11 protein-coding genes are annotated in these 14660 nt (G+C 71.8%); 7 read left to right on the forward strand and 4 right to left on the reverse strand.

Going from position 1 to position 14660, the window contains the following annotated elements:
• Positions 1 to 58 precede the first annotated feature (58 nt).
• The gene (locus OG782_RS34150) at positions 59 to 2419 is read left to right on the forward strand and encodes an alpha-L-fucosidase (RefSeq protein WP_406457725.1); all 2361 of its coding nucleotides are present in this window, start codon (positions 59 to 61) and stop codon (positions 2417 to 2419) included.
• Here the strand turns inward: OG782_RS34150 and OG782_RS34155 are convergent.
• Genes OG782_RS34155 through OG782_RS34165 form a run of 3 tightly spaced genes read right to left on the reverse strand, consistent with a single transcriptional unit; the run spans position 2397 to position 5243 of the window.
• On the reverse strand, positions 2397 to 3830 hold the full coding sequence (locus OG782_RS34155; protein WP_406457727.1) for a lipase maturation factor family protein: 1434 nt from the start codon (positions 3828 to 3830) through the stop codon (positions 2397 to 2399). The genes OG782_RS34150 and OG782_RS34155 overlap by 23 nt on opposite strands.
• A gap of 37 nt (positions 3831 to 3867) precedes the next feature.
• The gene (locus OG782_RS34160) at positions 3868 to 4392 is read right to left on the reverse strand and encodes a DUF1990 family protein (RefSeq protein ID WP_406457729.1); all 525 of its coding nucleotides are present in this window, start codon (positions 4390 to 4392) and stop codon (positions 3868 to 3870) included.
• Positions 4389 to 5243: a YndJ family protein gene (locus tag OG782_RS34165; RefSeq protein WP_406457731.1), complete on the reverse strand. Its 855-nt coding sequence runs from the start codon at positions 5241 to 5243 to the stop codon at positions 4389 to 4391. Before OG782_RS34165 ends, OG782_RS34160 begins: the two co-directional genes overlap by 4 nt.
• 152 nt (positions 5244 to 5395) lie before the next feature.
• Here OG782_RS34165 and OG782_RS34170 point away from each other — a divergent pair, with 152 nt between their 5' ends.
• Positions 5396 to 6661, forward strand: coding sequence for a DUF6777 domain-containing protein (locus tag OG782_RS34170; RefSeq protein WP_406457733.1), 1266 nt, complete (start codon positions 5396 to 5398; stop codon positions 6659 to 6661).
• A gap of 180 nt (positions 6662 to 6841) precedes the next feature.
• A complete protein-coding gene (locus OG782_RS34175; protein ID WP_406457735.1) occupies positions 6842 to 7894 on the forward strand; it encodes a chitinase in 1053 nt (350 codons plus the stop codon).
• A 72-nt stretch (positions 7895 to 7966) separates the two neighbouring features.
• Here the strand turns inward: OG782_RS34175 and OG782_RS34180 are convergent, their stop codons facing one another.
• The gene (locus OG782_RS34180) at positions 7967 to 9334 is read right to left on the reverse strand and encodes an FAD-dependent oxidoreductase (protein ID WP_406457737.1); all 1368 of its coding nucleotides are present in this window, start codon (positions 9332 to 9334) and stop codon (positions 7967 to 7969) included.
• Between the two features lie 275 nt (positions 9335 to 9609).
• On the opposite strand from OG782_RS34180, the gene OG782_RS34185 reads away from it, so the two are divergent.
• The 4 genes from OG782_RS34185 (at position 9610) to OG782_RS34200 (ending at position 14659) form a co-directional block, all read left to right on the forward strand.
• Entirely contained in the window at positions 9610 to 11676 is a 2067-nt protein-coding gene (locus tag OG782_RS34185) for a SpoIIE family protein phosphatase (protein WP_406457739.1), read from the forward strand.
• A gap of 143 nt (positions 11677 to 11819) precedes the next feature.
• Positions 11820 to 13202 carry a wax ester/triacylglycerol synthase family O-acyltransferase gene (locus tag OG782_RS34190; protein WP_406457741.1) on the forward strand — a complete coding sequence of 461 codons (1383 nt, stop codon included), beginning with the start codon at positions 11820 to 11822 and terminating at the stop codon, positions 13200 to 13202.
• A gap of 160 nt (positions 13203 to 13362) precedes the next feature.
• Entirely contained in the window at positions 13363 to 14346 is a 984-nt protein-coding gene (locus OG782_RS34195; RefSeq protein WP_406459430.1) for an aldo/keto reductase, read from the forward strand.
• Position 14347: 1 nt separating this feature from the next.
• Positions 14348 to 14659 carry an L-rhamnose mutarotase gene (locus tag OG782_RS34200; protein ID WP_406457743.1) on the forward strand — a complete coding sequence of 104 codons (312 nt, stop codon included), beginning with the start codon at positions 14348 to 14350 and terminating at the stop codon, positions 14657 to 14659.
• Position 14660 lies beyond the last annotated feature (1 nt).

Here is a 14660-nt window from a genome sequence, read left to right on the forward strand (position 1 = left end):
CGTTCTGTCTGGAAGATTGCATTGACAGGTTCGCGTCGCGCTCCAATCATCGGACGTCATGACCGAACTTCCCAGGCGCCATGTACTCGGAATGACGGCAGGGGTGGCAGTCGGCGCCGCCCTGCTCACCCCCGCCACCGCCGAAGCGGCTCCGCGAACCGGAGCCGCCCCCGACCCCGAGACGCTTCGCAGCGGTGACTGGGGGGCCGTACCCCCGGCCGTCCCCGTCCCGCTGGACGACTGGTTCGACAATGACGGCATCGACACCGCCGACGCCCGTGGCGGCGACTTCGACGGCTCCGGCTACACCTTCCCCGGCGAGGAACTCCCCGCGGGCGACCGCGAGATAGCCGGCGCCGTATTCCGCTTCCCGGCAGCCGGCGCGGGCGCAGGGAACAACGTCGTCGCCCTCGGGCAGCGCATCGGCATCCCGGCGGGGCGCTACCTCGCCGCGCTCTTCCTCACCTCGTGCAGCTACGGGGCCGCCTCCGGCCAGGCCACCGTGCACTACGCCGACGGCACCACCTCGGCCCAGGCGCTCGGCGGACCCGACTGGTACTCCGGCAGCGGCGCCCTGACGTCCGCGTACCGCTACGGCCCCGACGGGGCGAAGGACCCGCACCCGGTCTCCATCGCCGTGTCCGAGATCGCGCTGGACCCGACGCGCGAGGCCGTCGCACTGACGCTTCCCACCACGGGGCCGGCCGAGGCGGACAGGCCGAGCCTGCACATGTTCGCCCTCTCCCTCCAGCCCGCCGCCGAGGGACGGGCGCTGGCCGTGCGCGACGCCCACTCCACCACCTCGCTGCTGGACCACGGCGCGCAGAGCGTCGAGGCCACCGTCGTCAACGCGGGCACCGTGGGCATCCTCGCCGCCGACGGCCTGACCCTCTCGGTGGACGTGCCAGGCGCGCGTACCGTCGCACCCGCCCGCATCACCCGGCTCGCCCCCGGCGACCAGGCCCGCGTCCGCATCGGGATCCGCAACAGACCGGGCACCTCGCCCGGCACCGCCCAGGACGGCAGCGTGGTCGCCGACGGCCGCGGGCAGCGGGCGGCGACGGTCCGGCGCTCGCTCACCCTCGGCGTACCCGACTACACGCCGACGGACGAGTCCCTCTCCAGCCACCAGGCGCCGTACTGGTTCCAGGACGCGAAGTTCGGGATCTTCATCCACTGGGGCATCTACTCCGTCCCGGCCTGGGCGCCGGTCGGCACGCAGTACGCCGAGTGGTACTGGAACCAGATGCAGGACCCCGGCAACCCCACCCACGCCCACCACCGCGACACCTACGGCGAGTCCTTCGCCTACGACGACTTCATCCCGCAGTTCCGCGCCGAACGCTTCGACCCCCGCTCCTGGGTGGAGCTGTTCCGGGACGCAGGCGCGCAGTACCACGTCCTGACCTCGAAGCACCATGAGGGCTTCGCGCTCTGGGACACCAAGCTCTCCGACCGCAACTCGGTGAAGATGGGCCCCAAGCGCGATGTGATCAAGGAACTCTTCGAGGCCTCGCGGCGCTACGCCCCCGAACTCCACCGCGGGCTGTACTTCTCCATGCCCGAGTGGTTCAACCCGGACCATCCGTGGATGGGGCACGCCCCGCGCAATCCGTACACCCTGGAGCCCGTCCCGTACACCGGCCACACGGCGGGCAGGGACTACGTCACCGAGTTCCAGGGACCGCAGATGCTGGAGCTGATCGAGGGGTACGACCCCGAGATCATCTGGTGCGACATCGGCGGCGACAACGACAGCCACCGGGTGCTCGCCGAGTACTTCAACCGGGCCAAGAACCGGGCCCGTCCCCTCGACGTCACGGTCAACGACCGCTCCGGGATCGAGTCGCACGACTTCACGACGCCCGAGTACACGACGTACGACCGGATCGTCACCGCCAAGTGGGAATCCAGCCGCGGCCTCGACCCGTACAGCTACGGCTACAACGCCCAGACGCCGGACGAGAAGTACATGACGGCCGAGGAGATCGTGCACTCCCTCGTCGACATCGTCTCCAAGAACGGCAACTTCCTGCTCGACATCGGACCGAAGGCCGACGGCACCATCCCTGACATCATGCAGCGCCGGCTGCGCGAGACGGGCCAGTGGCTGAAGACCAACGGGGAGGCGGTCTACGGCACCACGTACTGGTCGCGGATGCCGCAACTGGGCGAGGACCTGCGGTTCACCGTCCGGCCCGACAAGGCGTTCTACATCCACTCCCTGGCCAGGCCAGGCGCCACCCTGACCGTCGGGGCCCCGGTGCCGGTCCGCGGCGGGGACCGGATCACCCTGCTCGGCCACGACCGGCCGCTCACCTGGCGCACCACGGGCGGCTCGCTGGTGATCGACGTGCCGGCAGCGGCCCGCGAGGCCGGCCGGCACGCCTGGGTGTTCAAGATCGCCTGGTCGGGCTGACGGGGGAGGGGCCCGGTGCCGGGCGCATGAACTCCCGTACGTAGGTGCGGTGCCACCAGCACCCGGTGTCCCGCAGTTCGCGCCAGGTCGTGTACCGGTAGCGGTACACCCTGGCGCGGACGTGCGCGGGCGGGGCGCCGGGGAACGGGTTGTCCCGCAGCAGCCGCAGGGTGTCCCGGTCGTTCTCCAGCAGCCGCTGCACGAACGGCCCGAACCAGGGGCGGGAGTACGAGGGCGAGAGCGCCGCGAACCACATCATCCAGTCGAGCCGCAGGTGGTACGGGGCGAACTGACGCGGCAGCCGGCGCGGATCGCCCGGCTTGCCGCGGAAGCCGTACTCCTTCCAGACCGTGCCCGGGTGGAGGACCCGCTCACCGGTGCCCTCGACCACCACCTCAAGCCGGACCCGGCTGATGCTCCCGAACGCCCCGTACGTGTTGACCAGGTGCAGCGGATCGAAGGAGCGGTTCATCACCTGCCGGCGCGAGACGAGGTTGCGGGCCGGGCGGTAACTGAGGAACAGGACCAGGGCGGTGACGGCCATGACCACCACCTCGTACCAGAGGGGCGCGGCGGACTGCGCGGGCGGTCCGGCGACCAGGGACCAGTCGACGGCCGACAGGGCGAGCGCGATCGTCAGCCAGTTGAGCCAGGCGAAGTTCCCCGACAGCACCAGCCACAGCTGGGTGAGGACCATCAGGCCCGCCGCGATGCCCGCCACCGGCTGCGGGGTGAAGAGCAGGACCGGGACGAGGAGTTGGACCACATGGTTGGCGGCCACCTCGGCCCGGTGCAGGGGCCGGGGGAGGCGGTGGAAGAACCAGCTCAGCGGACCGGGCATCGGCTGGGTCTCGTGATGGAAGTACAGGCACGTGAGCTTGCGCCAGCACGCGTCGCCGCGGATCTTGATCAGTCCGGCGCCGAACTCCACCCGGAAGAGCACCCAGCGCAGCAGCCACAGCACGAGCACCGGCGGCGCCGTGTCCGCGTTGCCGAGGAAGACGGCGAGGAAGCCGGTCTCCAGGAGCAGCGACTCCCAGCCGAATCCGTACCAGGTGTCGCCGACCTGCACGATCGACAGATACAGCACCCACGGCACGGCCCACAAAGCCATCGCCGCCCACAGCGGCACCCGGTTGTCCACGCCCGCGATCAGTGCGACGGCGATCGCGCAGCCCGTCCACGCGACCAGGGCGAAGAACCGGTCGGAGAAGTGGAGGCGGAAGAGCCCGGGGGCGGTGCGCCAGTCCGTGCGCCGCAGCAGGTCCGGGGCCGGCAGCATGCCGCGTTCGCCGATCAGCGCCCGGAACTGGAGCGCGGCGGTGAGGAAGGCGGTCAGATAGATGACGGCGAGGGCCTTCTGGAAGATCAGCCGGCCGAGCCAGTACCCGTCTGCGTTGAACCAGTCCATTGCCTCCAGTATCGGCCCGCCGGCCCTCCCCGGCGTCTCAGCCGCGGTGTTCGTGTCCCTCCGCGACGATCCGGCGCAGTGCGCTGCCGAGCCTGCGCGCGTACCACCGCTGAGCCACCGGTACGAGCGGCCCTGCGAGCCGCGCGTACCAGCGGGCCGGCCGGCTGAACGCCATGACGGTGAACGACACCGTTCCGTCGTCCGCCAGCTCCGCCACGAAGCACTCCTCGCCGCACTCGGGGTGCCGGGGCAGGGTTCCGTAGGCGAATCCGATGCGCTCGGGACCGTACTCGGCCCAGATGACCCGGCAGGGTGCGGTGAACCGGAACAGGCCGGCCCCCAGCGACACCCGAACGGCCCCACCGGCCTCGGCGCGCCGTGCCGACGCCTCCACCCCGGCCCCGGAGACGCGGTGCATGCGGAACTCGGTGATCGCGGCACCCGCGGCCTCGAAGTCGGCGCGGCCGTGGCCGATCCGGGTGCGGTGGTGCAGGTGGTGGTAGCCGTCGGGGAGCGGGCCGAGGCGGGTGGCGCCCACCTCGGGATAGGTGACGGTGCTCATGCGGGCCTTCCTTCGTGGGTGGTGGGGCGGCTCAGGCGCTTCCAGGCGAGCACCGAGCAGAGAGCGAAGCCCAGGGCGTTTCCCACGCCGTGGGTGGCGGCCATCCAGGCCAGGCCGGGGTGCGGCAGGCCGGTGGCCTCGCCCAGGGCCCAGCACAGGGCGAGCACCATGGTCACCGCGAGCACGGCGGCCGAGGTGCCGAGCAGCAGCCGGGTGGCCCGGTCGCGGGCGGTGGGCAGGACCGTGTTCCAGGTCAGGAGGGCGACGGTCCACATCCCGGCCGTCAGCACGACGGCCCCGGCCAGTTCGGCCCAGTCGCCGATGAAGTAGCCGAGCAGGACGAGGAAGGTCCCCAGTGGCACGCTCAGTGCCGCGAACCGGCCCGCCGCGCTGCCGGCCACGCGGCCGACCAGCCCCGAGACCAGGGCCGCGGCGAATCCGGCGAAGTGGAAGTGCGGCACGGTCAGCGCCAGGATCCCGAGGCCGAAACCGAACAGGGGATGCCCCGAACGCTCGGCGACCAGCGCGGCGGCGGCGACCGACGGCGTCACCAGCGCGGTGAGCAGTGCGATCCCGGCGGGCGCCGTCCGGGAGGAGCGCAGGGGAGCGGGGCGCCTGAGGAGCCGGGGCAGGATGTGCAGGGCGAGGAGCGCGGTGCCGAGGCCGTAGCAGAGGGCCAGGGCGGTGGCGGCCGGTCCGCGCGGCAGCCAGAGGGCGACGGCCCCCGGCACGGCGAAGACCGGCCACAGCCGCGCCATCCGGTCCAGGTCCGGTGCGTCGGCCAGTCGCAGTCCGGCGGGCACGATCACCAGCATCCCCAGCATCACGATCAGACCCACCAGGACCGACATGGCCCAACCCCCGCCTTGAACACGTTCAAGTGTTGTCGGGCTGACTCTAGAGGCTTTCTTGAACACGTTCAAGGCGGTGGTCGTCCGGCCTTCCGGAGCCCTGCGCCCGCCGTGTGGCGCCGACTTGCGGGAGAGAGGGAACTGCGGCAGACATGAGGGGACTGTTCCGCGCCGGTGACCAGGCAGGAGACCTCTTCGTGCACTCGTCCATACCTTGGCGCCGGGCCTCGCTCGCCGTGCTGTCCGCAGGCATCCTCGTCGTCGCGGGCTGCGCGCGGGAGACCTCGGGCGGCGGCAGCGGCACCAGGGGAACGGCCGGCGCCGGGGACGTGCTTCTCGTGCCGGCCGCCGCGCAGGGACCCGACCCCTTCACCGGGTCGACGGCGAAGCCGTCCGGTGCGACGCCGGACGTGACGGGCCCACCCGCGTCCCCGTCGTCCGTCGGCGGTGGCGAGGCCCCGCACGCCCTGCCCGGATCGACCCCGGGTCTCTACGGGGGCACCCGCTCCGTCTCCTCCTGCGACGTCACGCAGCAGATCCGCCTCCTGGCCGCCGACCCGGCCCGGGAGGCTGCCTTCGCGCACGCCGCGGGTGTGGCCCGTGCGGCGGTCCCGGACTTTCTGCGCGGCCTGACACCCGTCGTGCTGCGCGCCGACACCCTGGTCGCCAACCACGGCTTCCGCGCGGGGTCCGTCACCGCGTTCGAGTCCGTGCTCCAGGCGGGCACCTCGGTGATGGTGGACACCCGCGGACTCCCGCGCGTCCGCTGCGCCTGCGGCAACCCGCTGGGCCGGCCCGCTGTCGCGGGGGGCGCGGTGGCCGGCGTGGGCGCGAAGTGGGACGGCTACGACCCGGCGCGGATCGTCGTCGTCGAGCCGGCCGCGAAGGCGGTGACGGACCTGGTCATCGTGGACGTGGAGCAGGGCGTCTGGATCGAGCGCCCGTCCGGCGACGAGGGCGCGCGGGACCGGACCCCCGAGGTGCCGCCGCCCTACGGTCCCGGCACCGATATCACCGGGCCGCTGCCCGACGCGCCCTCGACGGGGCCGAAGGAGCCGGCGGAACCCGGCAGGCCGGAGAGGTCGAAGGGCCCGGGAGAGCCGGAGAAGTCGAAGAAGCCGGTGGATCCGTCGCCGACGCGCGAGACCCCCGAGCCCGGGGACTGTCCGACCTCCGCCGGGCCGACGTCGCCCGGCGAGGCCGTGGCGGCGACGCGGGAGCCGGCCGGTGCGCCGGCGCGGCCGCCGACGAACTGCCCCACGCCGACCGGTGTGCCGTCCGACGAGCCCACCGACCAGTACCCGGAGCCCTTCCCGGAGCTTCCGACCGATGAGCCGACCGGCACCCCCGTCGACCCGGACGATCCGCCGCAGGACCTGGTACCGCTCATGACGGACGAGCCGCAGACGGCCATCTGAGCGCAGCGCTCCGGTGTGCCGTCGCACCGGAGCCTGCGTCCGCCGATGGTCCAGACCTATTGACGAAAGGTCTGGACCTCCTTAGCGTGTGCCGCATCGCAGCCGGCCTGCTCCTCCCCGATTGTCAGGGGCATGGCGTTCATGGCTGCTCTGGTATCCACCCCACGAAGGGAACCGGGCATGTTCGGTCGGACATCACGTCTGCTGGGAGCGGGCCTCGCGGCGGCGTGCATCGTACAGATGCTGGTCGCGGCGACGCCGAGCTCGGCGCAGGACGACACCTGCGCGGTCAAGTCGAAGCCGACGGGCAAGGTGCTCCAGGGCTACTGGGAGAACTGGGACGGCGCGTCCAACGGTGTGCACCCGCCGCTGGGCTGGATCCCGGTCACCGACAGCCGTATCCCGCAGCACGGCTACAACGTGATCAACGCGGCCTTCCCGGTCATCCTCTCCGACGGCACCGTGCTGTGGGAGGACGGGATGGACTCGACCGTCAAGGTCCCGACGCCGGCCGAGATGTGCCAGGCGAAGGCGTCCGGGCTCACCACCCTGATGTCGATCGGCGGTGCGGCCGCCGGGATCGACCTCAGCTCCAGCGCGGTCGCCGACCGCTTCGTCTCGACGGTGGTGCCGATTCTGAAGAAGTACAACTTCGACGGCATCGACATCGACATCGAGACCGGCCTGACCGGCAGCGGCAACATCAACCAGCTCTCCGCCTCGCAGGCCAACCTGATCCGCATCATCGACGGCGTCCTCGCGCAGATGCCGTCCAACTTCGGCCTGACGATGGCACCGGAGACGGCCTACGTCACCGGCGGCAGCATCACGTACGGCTCGATCTGGGGCGCGTACCTGCCGATCGTGAAGAAGTACGCGGACAACGGCCGGCTCTGGTGGCTGAACATGCAGTACTACAACGGCAGCATGTACGGCTGCTCGGGCGACTCGTACTCCGCGGGCACGGTCGCGGGCTTCACCGCGCAGACGGACTGTCTGGACAAGGGGCTCGTCATCCAGGGCACCACGATCAAGGTGCCGTACGACAAGCAGGTCCCGGGTCTGCCGGCGCAGCCGGGCGCCGGTGGCGGCTACATGGCGCCGGGACTCGTCTCGCAGGCCTGGAACCACTACGGCAGCAGCCTCAAGGGCCTGATGACCTGGTCGCTGAACTGGGACGGGTCCAAGGGCTGGACCTTCGGCGACAACGTGAAGGCGCTCCAGGGCCGCTGATGCCGCGTACGCAAGGGCGACGGCCCCGGAGGACCCCCGCGCAGGGGGCTCTCCGGGGCCGTCGCCGTCGTGTCAGTTGCCGGGCTCGGAGGCGTCCAGCATGGCGTCGCGCTCCACGACCTTGACCCGCTCGCGGCCCTGCGCCTCACCCAGGGCGCGCTCGTGCGCGTCCAGGCGGTACCAGCCCTCGCGGGTGGTGTAGCGCACGCCGCGGGCCTCCAGGAACTCGGTGACGGCGGCCGGGTCGGGCTGCGCCGGCGCGGGCAGCCGGCCGGCGGTGTGGTCCTCCAGCAGGCAGGCGACCGTCTCGTTGGCATCGCCCTTGGTGTGGCCGATCAGACCGATCGGTCCCCGCTTGATCCAGCCGGTGACGTACACCGACTCCATCGGCTCCCCGCCGGCCAGGACCCGCCCGGCGGCGTGCGGAACCGTGCCGGACGCGACGTCGAAGGGGAGCTTGGGCAGTTCCTGGGAGTAGTAGCCGACCGCGCGGTAGACGCTCTGCACGTCCCAGTCGGTGAAGCTGCCGGTGCCCTTGACGTTGCCGGTGCCGTCCAGCTCGGTGCGCTCGGTACGCAGTCCGGCGACCCGGCCGTCCTCGCCGAGGATCTCCACGGGGGACTCGAAGAAGTGCAGGAAGAGCTTGTGCGGCCGGTCGCCGACGTCGCGGATCGCCCAGTTCTCCAGCGTGGAGGCGACCATGTTGGCCTGCTTGTTGCCGCGACGGGTCTCGATCGAGCCCGCGTCGTAGTCGATGTCCTCGGGGTTGACGATGACCTCGATGTTCGGCGAGTGGTCCAGTTCCCGCAGCTCCATCGGGCTGAACTTGGCCTGAGCCGGTCCGCGCCGCCCGAAGACGTGCACCTCCAGCGCCTTGTTGGCCTTCAGGCCGTCGTAGACGTTGGCGGGGATCTCGGTCGGCAGCAGCTCGTCGGCGGTCTTGGCGAGGATGCGGGCCACGTCCAGGGCCACGTTGCCGACACCCAGCACGGCGACCTTCTCGGCCTCCAGGGGCCAGGTGCGCGCCACGTCGGGGTGGCCGTCGTACCAGGAGACGAAGTCGGCGGCGCCGTGCGAGCCGTCCAGCTCGCTGCCGGGGATGTCCAGCGCGCGGTCCGCGTCGGCGCCGGTGGAGAAGATCACGGCGTCGTAGAAGTTCCGCAGCTCGTCCAGGCCGAGGTCGTTGGGGTAGTCGACGTTCCCGAACAGCCGCAGCTGCGGCTTGTCCAGGACCTGGTGCAGCGCCTGCACGATGCCCTTGATCCGCGGGTGGTCGGGGGCCACGCCGTAACGGATCAGGCCGAAGGGGGCGGGCATCCGCTCGAACAGGTCGATGGAGACACCCGGGTCGGCGGCGGCGTCGGATTTGAGCAGCGCGTCCGCTGCGTAGATGCCGGCGGGACCGGCTCCGACGATGGCGACGCGGACGGGGCGTGTCATGGAGGGCTGTTCCTTAGAACGGGCGAGCAGGAGCGGGGCGGGCCGCGGTAAGGCTTGGCTTACTCCACCCCGACGCACACGTTAGCCGCTGTCCCCGCCCGGTTTCTGAGCGGGGCGGTGGTCTGCGGCGATATCCGGCGCCCCGTACCTTTGCCGGTCCTGGAAAATCCTTGGGAAACGGCCCTGCGGAGCACTCCGGAAATGTGTCCTATCGCACGTTCACCTGATGGACGGTTCATTCGAAGAATCGGACAAATGGTGGCAGAGTTGCCCACATGGATGATCGGGTAGCGGGTGCCCTGTCACTCCCGGACGACTGGCCCGCCCACCCGGACCTCAGTCTCGCCCTGAACCGTATGGGCAGCTTCGACTGGGACCTCGACAGTGGCCTCATGTACATGGACCGGGCGGCCCTCGACGTGTTCGACCTGAGGGACGACGAGTACGACAACCGGCCGGAGACGCTCGGGGCGCGGGTGCCGACCGACGAGGGCGTGCGTCTGGACGCCATGGTCGCGCAGGCGCTCAAGGGCGGCCTCAACGAGTACGGCGCGTACTTCCGCATGCAGCGGCGTGACGGAACGCTGCGCTGGACGCACACGCAGGGCTTCGTCCGGCGCGACGCCACCGGGCGTCCGCGCCGCATCATCGGCATCGTCCGCGACGCCACCCAGGAACTGGCCGACTCCACCGCCCGCCACGAACTGGACGAGGAGCGGCGTCGCCGCACCAGCCTGGTGGAGGGCACCACGGCCGCGCTGGCCCACGCCCGTACCGTCAAGGACGTCATCGCCGTGCTCAAGAACTCCCAGGGGCTGGCCCACCTGGGGGCGACCAGCCTGGTCATGGGGCTGATCGAGGCCGGGCGCATCCACCTGGTGGCCGACGGGCCCGACGGTGCCTTCGTGCCCGGTACGCGCTACACCCGGACGGACGAGCAGTACCCGATGAGCGAGGTCGTCCGCACGCTCGCTCCCCGCTTCATCGAGTCGGCCGCGGATTTCGCCGAGTCGTACCCGGTCCTGTGGCCGCACATCAGCCACCTGGGCATCACCTCCGCCGCCTATCTGCCGCTGATCGCGCAAGCCCGCCCCATCGGCGCGCTGGGCCTGCTCTACAGCGACAAGGACGGATTCACGGGTGACGAGCGCAATCTGCTGGTCGCCCTCGGCAGCTCCATCGCGCAGAGCCTCCAGCGCGCCATGCTGTACGAGCAGGAGCACGACCTCGCCCAGGGGCTCCAGCAGGCCATGCTGCCGCGCCGGATCCCGGACGTGCCCGGCGCCCAGATCGCCGTGCGGTACCGCTCGGCGCGGCTCGGCCGGGACATCGGCGGCGACTGGTACGACGTCATCCCGCTCCCCGGCGGGCGGGTCGGCGCCGTCATCGGGGACGTCCAGGGGCACGACACCCATGCGGCGGCCGTCATGGGCCAGCTGCGCATCGTGCTGCGGGCCTACGCCGCCGAGGGGCACAGCCCCGCCACGGTGATGGCGCGGGCCTCCGTCTTCCTGCACGAGCTCGACACCGACCGCTTCGCGACCTGCACCTACGCCGAGGCCGACCTGACCACCGGTGTGGTGCAGGTGGTCCGGGCGGGCCATGTGGACCCGGTGATGCGGGAGGCCGACGGGAGCTGCCACAGGGTGCCCGTCGAGGGCGGGCTGCCGCTGGGGCTCTCCGCCGAGTTCGGGCGGCTGGAGTATCCGGTCAGCACGGTCGAGCTGGACCCCGGGCAGACCATGGTGCTGTTCACCGACGGGCTGGTGGAGCTGCCGGGGGCCGACCTCGACGAGGGCGTGCAGCTGCTCACGGCCATGATCAGGAACGGCCCCCAGGGTCTTCAGCAGCTGGCCGACCGGCTCTGCGAATCGGTCGACGAGCGCGGCGGCGAGGACGATGTCGCGGTGCTGCTGCTACGCCGCAAGGCGGCGCACGCCCCGCAGCCCGGCGGCCGCCTCCAGCAGCACGTGGGGCAGAACGACCCCGAGGCGCTCAGTTCGGCGCGGCACATGATCCGTGCGGCGGTGCGGGCGTGGGGTGCGAAGGAGCGGGCCGACGAGGTGGAACTGGCCGCGGACGAGCTGACCACCAACGCGCTGATGCACACCGACGGCGGCGCGATCGTCACCATCCGGGTGCTCACCGGGCCCGAGCGGCGGCTGCGGGTGGATGTCGAGGACCGGTCGAGCGCACTGCCGCGCCGCCGGGACGCGGGCGAGTCGGGAGTCTCCGGCCGTGGACTGATGCTCGTCGACCGGCTGGCGGACGGCTGGGGCGTCGAGTCCCGGGGCACCGGCAAGTGCGTCTGGTGCGAATTCATCATTCCGCCACGTGGCTGATCCGGTGCGGACGGCTTTCTGGTGCCGGGATTGAGCACTACTGGAAAGTAACAGAACGTAACATGTCTGTACTTGACCGTAACCGACTGTGGGAGATTGACTGCGAGTCCGTCAGTCTTCGTTTTCGATGACATGAGGACCCGTTGGGCACTGAGCTACTGGCACCTCTCGATCTGGCCTTCTGGCACCTCGAGTCCGATGCACACCCCATGCACCTCGGTGCGCTCGCCGTCTTCTCCCCGGGCCCGGGTCCGGTTCCCGGCCCGCAAGCCCTCCTCGAACTGCTCGGCACCCGGGCCGCCGCGATCCCGCGGCTGCGCATGCGGGTGCGTGACGTGCTTCTGCCCGTCGGCGGCGCGGCCTGGTCGGCCGACAAGGACTTCGACGTCCACCGGCACGTCAAGCAGGTGCAGCTGCCCGAGGCGGCGGCGGGGGACGAGGACGCGTTCATGGCGGGGGCCACCCGGCTCGCCGGGGAGCTGATGGAGCAGCCGTTGCGGCGGGGGCTGCCGCCCTGGCAGATGTACGTCATCGGCGGCGCACCCGACGGCCCGTTCGCCGTGCTCGTCAAGCTCCATCACGCGCTCGCCGACGGGATGCGCGCCGTCGCCATCGGGGCCGGGATCTTCGACGAGATCGCCTCGGTCGCGGGCCGCGGCCGGCCCGGGGCGCCGGCCGGCCGGGCGCGTCCCGTGCCGCCGCGCTCCTGGATGCCGGGCCCGCGCCAGGTCGCCGGTCTCGCCCTCGGCCGGATCGAGGACCTCGGCCGGGCCTTCGGTGTCGGGGCCTCCCTGGTGCGCGCCAGCCGCCTGGATCTGCGCGGCGCGCCGGCCCTCAGCGCCAGCTCCAGCGGAACCCGGCGCCTGGCCACCGCCGACCTCGACCTCGCCTCGGTGCAGCGGATCCGCCGGGCGGCGGGCGGTACGAGCAACGACGTGCTGCTCGCGGTCGTCGCGGGCGCGCTGCGCCGCTGGATGCTGGAGCGCGGTGAACCCCTGCCCGGCGCCGATCCGCGCGCCCTGGTCCCGGTCTCCCGGCGCCGCCCCGGCGGTACGGCCGCCACCGGCAACAGGCTCTCCGCCTATCTGCTCGGCCTGCCCGTCTCCGAACCCGACCCCTGGGAGCGGCTGCGGGCCGTCCGCGGCGCCATGGACCGCAACAAGTCCGCGGGGCCGCTGCGCGGGGCCGGAGCGGTGGCCGTACTGGCCGATCAGCTGCCGTCACTGGCCCACCGCTTCGGCGCTCCGCTGGCCGGGAACGCCGCGCGGATGCTCTTCGACGTACTGGTCACCAGTGTGCCGCTGCCGCGCTCGGCCCTCTCGCTCGGCGGCTGCCCGCTGCGGGCGCTCTACCCGATGGCGCCGCTGGCCCGCGGCCAGTCCCTGGCCGTCGCCCTGACCACGTACGGCTCCACGGTCCAGATCGGGCTGGTGGCCGACGGCAAGGCGCTGCCGGATCTGGAACGGCTGGGGCGCTGCGCCGAGGACGAGGTGGCCGCACTGCTGGCGCTGCTGCCCGCGCCGTGACCGTCCGGGATCCGGCGTCCAAGGGCGATCCGCCCCATAGATCGGACAGATCTCGGGGTTTCTGCCGCAATTGATGAGCTCTCAGGTGTTGACGCACTGAAGTGATCCGATGAATATTCGCTGTGTGCAGGAAGCGATCATCGGGGAGGGCGGCGGAAGCATGCGGCGCAACAGGCTGGGAAACAGTGCGGTCGAGGTCACCGAGCTGTCCTTCGGGGCGGCTGCCATCGGCAATCTCTTCAGCGCCGTGGAACCGGCGCAGGCCGCGGCCGCCGTCGACGCGGCCTGGGACGAGGGCGTCCGCTACTTCGACACCGCACCGCACTACGGGCTGGGCCTCTCCGAACGACGGCTCGGCGAGGCCCTGCGCGACCGGCCCCGCGACGCCTACGTGCTGTCCACCAAGGTCGGACGGGTGCTCGACCCGCTGCCCGACGGCGAGGCCGCCGCATCCGAATCGCTCTCCGAGGGCTTCGCCGTACGCACCACCCACCGTCGGCGCTGGGACTTCAGCGCCGCCGGTGTCCGCCGCAGCATCGAGGACAGCCTGGACCGCCTCGGCCTCGACCGCATCGACATCGTCTACCTCCACGACCCGGACGACCACGCGGAGGCCGCCTTCCGCGAGGCCTACCCGGAACTGGAGAAGCTGCGCGCCGAAGGGGTCGTCGGGGCCATCGGGGCCGGCATGAACCAGACCGCGATGCTCACCCGCTTCGTCGTCGAGACCGACGTCGACGTGGTGCTCTGCGCCGGCCGCCACACCCTTCTCGACCAGTCCGCCCTGAACGACCTGCTGCCCGCCGCGGCCGCCCGCGGCCGCAGCGTCGTCGTCGGCGGGGTCTTCAACTCCGGGCTCCTCGCCGACCCGCGCCCCGGCGCGACGTACGACTACGCCGCCGCACCCCTGAACCTCCTGGACCGGGCCCTGCACCTGAAGGCCGTCACCGAGGCGCACGGCGTCCCGCTGCGCGCCGCCGCGCTGCACTACCCGCTCACCCACCCGGCCGTCGCCGGTGTGCTCGTCGGCACCCGCTCCGCCGACGAGGTGCGCGACGCGGCCGCACTGCTGCGCCGGGAGATCCCCGACGCCCTCTGGGACGAACTGCGCGCCGAGGGCCTGCTGACCGAGAACGGACTCTGACATGCGTATCGCCCTGCACACCAAGGTCCGCGCGGACCGCATAGCCGAGTACGAGGCCGCGCACCGCGAGGTCCCGGCCGAACTGACCCGCGCGATCCGTGCGGCGGGCGCCACCTCCTGGACGATCTGGCGCAGCGGCACCGACCTGTTCCACGTCATCGAGTGCGACGACTACGCCCGGCTCCTGGCCGAACTGGAACAGCTCCCCGTCAACGTCGCCTGGCAGGCCAGGATGGACGAACTCCTCGACGTCGCACACGACTACTCCGCGGACGGCGCCGAAGCGGGCCTCCCCGTCGCCTGGGAGCTGTGAG

Origin of the sequence: Streptomyces sp. NBC_00876, from assembly GCF_045207435.1 — a bacterium.
Classification (GTDB): Bacteria; Actinomycetota; Actinomycetes; order Streptomycetales; family Streptomycetaceae; genus Streptomyces.

What these genes read in the sequence shown, in the direction of transcription:
- OG782_RS34160 (WP_406457729.1), bottom strand. Translation starts at nt 4,392, where the DNA reads ATGAGCACCGTCACCTATCCCGAGGTGGGCGCCACCCGCCTCGGCCCG.
- OG782_RS34150 (WP_406457725.1), top strand. Translation starts at nt 59, where the DNA reads ATGACCGAACTTCCCAGGCGCCATGTACTCGGAATGACGGCAGGGGTG.
- OG782_RS34180 (WP_406457737.1), bottom strand. Translation starts at nt 9,334, where the DNA reads ATGACACGCCCCGTCCGCGTCGCCATCGTCGGAGCCGGTCCCGCCGGC.
- OG782_RS34175 (WP_406457735.1), top strand. Translation starts at nt 6,842, where the DNA reads ATGTTCGGTCGGACATCACGTCTGCTGGGAGCGGGCCTCGCGGCGGCG.
- OG782_RS34195 (WP_406459430.1), top strand. Translation starts at nt 13,363, where the DNA reads ATGCGGCGCAACAGGCTGGGAAACAGTGCGGTCGAGGTCACCGAGCTG.
- OG782_RS34200 (WP_406457743.1), top strand. Translation starts at nt 14,348, where the DNA reads ATGCGTATCGCCCTGCACACCAAGGTCCGCGCGGACCGCATAGCCGAG.
- OG782_RS34170 (WP_406457733.1), top strand. Translation starts at nt 5,396, where the DNA reads ATGAGGGGACTGTTCCGCGCCGGTGACCAGGCAGGAGACCTCTTCGTG.
- OG782_RS34155 (WP_406457727.1), bottom strand. Translation starts at nt 3,830, where the DNA reads ATGGACTGGTTCAACGCAGACGGGTACTGGCTCGGCCGGCTGATCTTC.
- OG782_RS34165 (WP_406457731.1), bottom strand. Translation starts at nt 5,243, where the DNA reads ATGTCGGTCCTGGTGGGTCTGATCGTGATGCTGGGGATGCTGGTGATC.
- OG782_RS34185 (WP_406457739.1), top strand. Translation starts at nt 9,610, where the DNA reads ATGGATGATCGGGTAGCGGGTGCCCTGTCACTCCCGGACGACTGGCCC.